5 protein-coding genes and 1 pseudogene are annotated in these 4,929 nt (G+C 60.8%); 2 read left to right on the plus strand and 4 right to left on the minus strand.

Translation table 11 applies throughout. The annotated features are described in order from the left end of the window. Positions 1 to 92: 92 nt before the first annotated feature. Complete coding sequence (locus GVV77_RS17950) at positions 93 to 488, plus strand: RidA family protein (protein ID WP_159620686.1); 396 nt, start codon at positions 93 to 95, stop codon at positions 486 to 488. 386 nt (positions 489 to 874) lie between these two features. On the opposite strand, the gene GVV77_RS17955 is transcribed toward GVV77_RS17950, so the two are convergent. Further along, a complete protein-coding gene (locus tag GVV77_RS17955; RefSeq protein ID WP_201293278.1) occupies positions 875 to 1,210 on the minus strand; it encodes a TetR family transcriptional regulator C-terminal domain-containing protein in 336 nt (111 codons plus the stop codon). A 718-nt stretch (positions 1,211 to 1,928) separates the two neighbouring features. Then, positions 1,929 to 2,663: a hypothetical protein gene (locus GVV77_RS17960; RefSeq protein ID WP_210252856.1), complete on the minus strand. Its 735-nt coding sequence runs from the start codon at positions 2,661 to 2,663 to the stop codon at positions 1,929 to 1,931. A 229-nt stretch (positions 2,664 to 2,892) separates the two neighbouring features. On the opposite strand from GVV77_RS17960, the gene GVV77_RS17965 reads away from it, so the two are divergent. Continuing rightward, positions 2,893 to 3,087, plus strand: coding sequence for a hypothetical protein (locus GVV77_RS17965; RefSeq protein ID WP_159620690.1), 195 nt, complete (start codon positions 2,893 to 2,895; stop codon positions 3,085 to 3,087). Between the two features lie 51 nt (positions 3,088 to 3,138). On the opposite strand, the gene GVV77_RS17970 is transcribed toward GVV77_RS17965, so the two are convergent. Both GVV77_RS17970 and GVV77_RS17975 read right to left on the minus strand, forming a co-directional pair. Further along, positions 3,139 to 4,182, minus strand: a complete 1,044-nt coding sequence (locus GVV77_RS17970; protein ID WP_159620692.1) for a CE1758 family FMN-dependent luciferase-like monooxygenase — start codon at positions 4,180 to 4,182, stop codon at positions 3,139 to 3,141. A gap of 345 nt (positions 4,183 to 4,527) precedes the next feature. Continuing rightward, a pseudogene (locus tag GVV77_RS17975) lies at positions 4,528 to 4,929 on the minus strand (MerR family transcriptional regulator); the annotation flags it as partial.

Genomic DNA, 4,929 nt, shown 5'->3' on the forward strand with positions numbered 1-4,929 from the left:
ATGAAGGCCCGGGCCTACGTCACCGAGACGCTCCTGGCCGAACCGGCCGCTGTCCGCTGAGACGTTCACAACCGAAGAACCGGAGCACGGTCATGATCACTAAAACCAACATCGAGGTCCCTGGGCTCGGCGACTCCCGCAAGTACGCCTACCTGCAGTGCGTCACGGCCGGCGATTTCGCGTTCGTCGCCGGGCAGACCGGGGTTGATAAGGACTACAACATCGTTTCGCCCGAGTTCGGCGCCCAGGCCCGGCAGGCCCTGCGCAACGTCGGACTGGCTCTGGAGGCCGCCGGCACGAACCTGGCCAACATCGTCAATCTGACGGTCTACCTGGCCGATGCCCGCGATGCGTTCGAATTCATCGACATCTGCCACGAACTGATGGACGAGAACTTCGCGCCGACCGCCATTCTCGGAGGAATCGACTTCGTCCTCTCCGGTCTGCGCATCGAGATACAGGCCACCGCCGTGATCGAGCGCCCCTGAGGCCAGCGCACCCGAGAGAGGGACAGCCCCGCTGCCATCCCTCCCTACTACACCGCAGCCACGGTGCTGAAGACTGAAAGGCGGGGTAGTCACGTCAACGCCGCCGCATAGACGGTTCAAGGGATCCCTTCACCGTGGAGTGAAGCTCGGCTGGGTGAAGTGCAACAGTGGGAGCATGACTGGGACATCCCTACCTCTCGCCGAGTTCGCGTTCACTGGGCCGCTTCGTGACTTGTTGGTCGTGTTCATCCTTTCGCGCACAAAGACCACGACGACATCGCTGCTAGTGGAGTACGCCGTCGAAGGTGATCCGCTACCAGTGGTGGTACGGCGACAGGCATCGATCGACTCGACGGGTTGGACCTAGGTTGGACTCGAGAAGGCTTTCAGACGGATGCAGTCAGGTCCGCCCTGGTTGCGGTTTGGGACTTAAGTCGTGGTTCAACGAGAAGTCTGTCGAGGCAGAAGTTCAGGCCGGCCTCGAGGTGCTCGGCTGATCCGGTGGAGAGCAGGATGGTCATGCCTCCCTCGATGGCGGCGATGATTGCTGCTGCTGTGAGTTCGGGATTCAGGTCGGGGTCGGCTTCGCCGGCTGCCTGGGTAGATTCGATGCCCGAGCGAAGCGATTGCTGCCACCTCGTGACCAGGTGAGCTGAAACTGCTTGAGCGTCAGGACTGTACCGCCCGATGTCGGCTATGAGCACGGCCAGGGGGCAGTGCAAGCCTTGATCCCGGTATGTTCTGACGATCAGGTCGCGCCAGGCTATCCAGGCGGAGCGAGAGGTGAGTTGACTGAGGTAGGGCTCCTGGTCATCAAACGACGTCCGAGACCGAAATCTCTGCATGGCAGTATGCCATTGCATATGTCGATCCCTCAGGGCACCCAGTGGCCTATCCTCCGATGATGACCAAGCAAAAGTAAGCTCCTTTGACCGGACTATGCGCCGCTGCCGCCGCTCTCCGTAGTGGAGCTTCCCGGCCCGACGGCCACCGAAAATCCCTCATAGAACCCAAGACCGTAGAGTCGCGTTCACCCCGCCCGGGAAAATGCCCGGTGACGTGCCTTAACCGCTACACGCGAATAACCAGTGCTGTAGCAACCATTTAGGGCCACCGGCTCCCTTCCTCCTGCGAGGGGGTCTTCGCTCGTCGGCCGCCGACGGGGATGAACCGGGCGCTGAGTGGGAGCAGCTTGACCCGGAAGAGGAGCAGTCCTGTCGTGATATCAGTGACCGTCACCGATCATCAGATTCCTGCCATCATTTGTTGGTCCGTCCATCCGGAAATTGAAGCACACGGCACTTGGCACGGCTGAGCCACCTTCGGTGCGGCGTGTGCTGTCCGACGTGGCGGCCCGGGATGTACCCGCAGTACGCCTCTCAAGCCAAGGGACGTCCGGGCCGTCGAATTGATCCGGCGCACATGATCGCCCCATGGGGACTATGAGGATGCGTCCAAGGACCGGGGCGGCACCTTTTTCGGGGACATTTGGAAGTAGGTCACAACCGCGAGAAGGACACCGAGGAAGCACACGAGGCTGGAGATCTCGTACCCGAAACCCCTGATATAGCTATTCAGGTTGATCGCGGCGGGCAACCAGCCTGCCGACCAGATTAGAACATCAATCCAGCATGCCCACCGCTGCCCGATTCGCAGCGAGGAGAACGCAACGGCGGCAAGGACGGCTGTCATCAGCCCAGTGATGATGACCAAAGCCGGGCCCCTGGTGACGTCTCCGTCGGCAGAATGGCCCTGAGCCTCATAGCTGGCAATTGTAAATCCGAGATTGATAGTGACCGCAATGATAAGGAATAGGCCCCCCGCAAAGAGCAGCACATTCACCGTTTGCAGGGCCTTGAAGGATAGCTTGCCTGCATGAGCCGGCAAGCCTTCTTCCTCTGCCTTGACCGCGCTCAGATCTTTTGGTTTTTCCCTCACAACATCCCCCAATACGCCTTCATCAATACGCCGCGAATCCGTTGCTACTGCCTCGGATCCCGCGCACCTTGACCTGCACCTTCTCACATCCTTGGCTTGATGGTCTGAGGGCTGACCTGTCGCCCCGCGGGAAACGGCCGCAGGCTCCTGCGGCTCGTTGTTCGTCCAGGTGCCGGGATTAGCCAGCCCATGCCCGGTGTCGTGTTGCTTGGTCAGGGTTCCCACTGTCAGGTACAAGTCCGTGATTCCACGCGGCCTAAGGCCAGTGCCCCCGAGCAGCCGATGCGGACGGAAGTCCACTCGTGGCCCGGGTATCGTCGTCGAAGCTTGTGAACCTGCTCGTCAATCATTTCTTGAAGATAGGTCCGCCCAGCCAAGACCTTGAGCCCCGGATGATCCCTCAGTGGGATGCCGGGCTGTCGCGGACGGTGGGGGAACCGGCACGGTTCCAGGAGAAGAGGGTGAGATGCCACAGTCCGGACCGCTTGCGGGACAGGTCGATCAAACCATGTGCGCCGCGACGCTCCAAAGCGTCGTGTACCGCCCGGGAAGGCGGCACACGGCCTTCGGCTCCTGGCTCCTGCCAGTCGGCGGCGGCATCACCTGGATCGAGGCCGAGCCCTGCCAGGAGATTCGGGTCGTGCAAATCGGCGCTCGATGATGTGCTTTACCTGCCCTGGACTGCGGGAGTTCAACCCAGGACTGCGCCAGCTCAGTCGTGGGCCGTTAGGCGATCGGCTGTAGGGCTTTCCAGTTCTTTGCGCAGCGTCGGCAGGACGGAGGAGCCGATCAGCTCAAGTTGTTCGTGAACCTTGCGCTCGGGCACCCCGCCGAAGTCAATCGCGAAAAGCTGCCGCTGGTAGGGGCCGAACGACTCCCGGAAGGTCAGGACATGCTCAATGACTTCCTGAGGGCTTCCGACTGCCAAGCCAGTTTTTTGGGCTGCTGTCTCGAGTCTGCCGGCGCTCGACATGACCGGGTGCGAGTAGTAGTAGGGGGAGAATTCTTTGAAGGCCGCCTGCGATGACGGCCTGACGAAAATTGCCCCACCAGCGCCGACAATCGCGTCCTCAGGTCGACCGTGTCCGTTTTCCGAGAAGCGCCGGCGGTAGAAGTCGACATACTCCTTGAAGTAGGAGACCGGCATGAACAGATTGTTCACGAAGAAACCATCTGCATAGTGCGCGGCTTGCTCAGCAATTTCGGGGCTTCGGATAGACCCGTGCCATACAAAGGGCGGTATTCCGTTCAGAGGCCGGGGCATTGAAGTGAACTCGAGCAGCGGGGTGCGGAACTGGCCGCTCCAGGAAACCTTCTCCTCCCGCCAGAGTCTACGCAACAGCGCGTAGTTCTCGACTGCGAGGGCAATGCCCTGACGAATGTCTTTTCCGAACCAGGGATAGACCTCGGCGGTATTGCCGCGCCCGAGCATGATGTCTACTCGATCACCGGCAATGTGCTGCAGGGTCGCGAAATCTTCGGCGATCTTGACCGGGTCGTTTGTCGTGATCAGCGTGGTGGATGTCGAGAGCTTGATCCTCTTCGTCATTCCGGCCACGTACGCCAGCAGTGTGCTGTCCGAGCTTGAGATGAATGGTGGGTTGTGGTGCTCGCCGATCGCGAAAACGTCCATCCCGATATCCTCGGCGTGCTTTGCGATGCGACCCAGTCCGAGAATGCGTTCCGTTTCGCTGGGGGTTTCTCCCGTAGTCGGATCGGCCATGATTTCGCCGACACCGAAGATTCCAATTTCCACGGTTACCACTTCTCTTTCATCTACATTGTGGGTCCATCAGCTGGAGCGCACGAGCTTCTATACCTATCGAGCACTTGGAGTTTCGTCGCCCGGACAGTGCAACGGACGCTGCGTGCACTGGTTCTTTCGCCGACCGATAAGTACGTGACGTGTCAACTGTAATGGTGGGCGTTCTATTCCCGACCCTCATCGCCCATCCCGCGACCCCTAGTCGAGGAGTAATCGTTCAAGAACTACCGGTCAGGACTGCCGGCTGAGGACGACTGAAACGGGAAGGGTGTTGCGCTGTTTGGAGCAAGTTTCCGGCCGCCCGCGCGCGCGGGTGGCGCGTCGCTTCAGCCGGGCTTAGGGGGTGGACTCTTGGCCTTCCGCCGGGGGTTCTGCGGCGCGCAGAAGCTTTTGGGCGATGATGCTGGCACGGGTGATGACGTCTCTTTGTGCTGGATTGTAGAGTGCCTGGACGGCCTCGGTCATGGTGGCCTGGGTCACTCCGGCGCTTTTGGTGACGTGGCTTTCGGGGTCGCTCACCCAGGGGTAGTCCTTGAGTGTCTTGGCCAGCGTGGGTGCGTAGCGTTCGGCGAGGTCCTGGCGCTGACTTTCCTCCGCGTCGGGGGGCAGCGCGTCGAGGTCCGCGCTTGCCTTATCGGTGTCCGCTTCGACCATGTGGCGCAGGTCATTCATCGCATCGTTGTCGTAGAGCTGGGAGTAGATCAGCATCAGGGACCGATTGGCTTCGGACATGCCGGC

The sequence above is a fragment of the Arthrobacter zhaoguopingii genome, assembly GCF_009828605.1.
GTDB lineage: Bacteria > Actinomycetota > Actinomycetes > Actinomycetales > Micrococcaceae > Arthrobacter_D > Arthrobacter_D zhaoguopingii.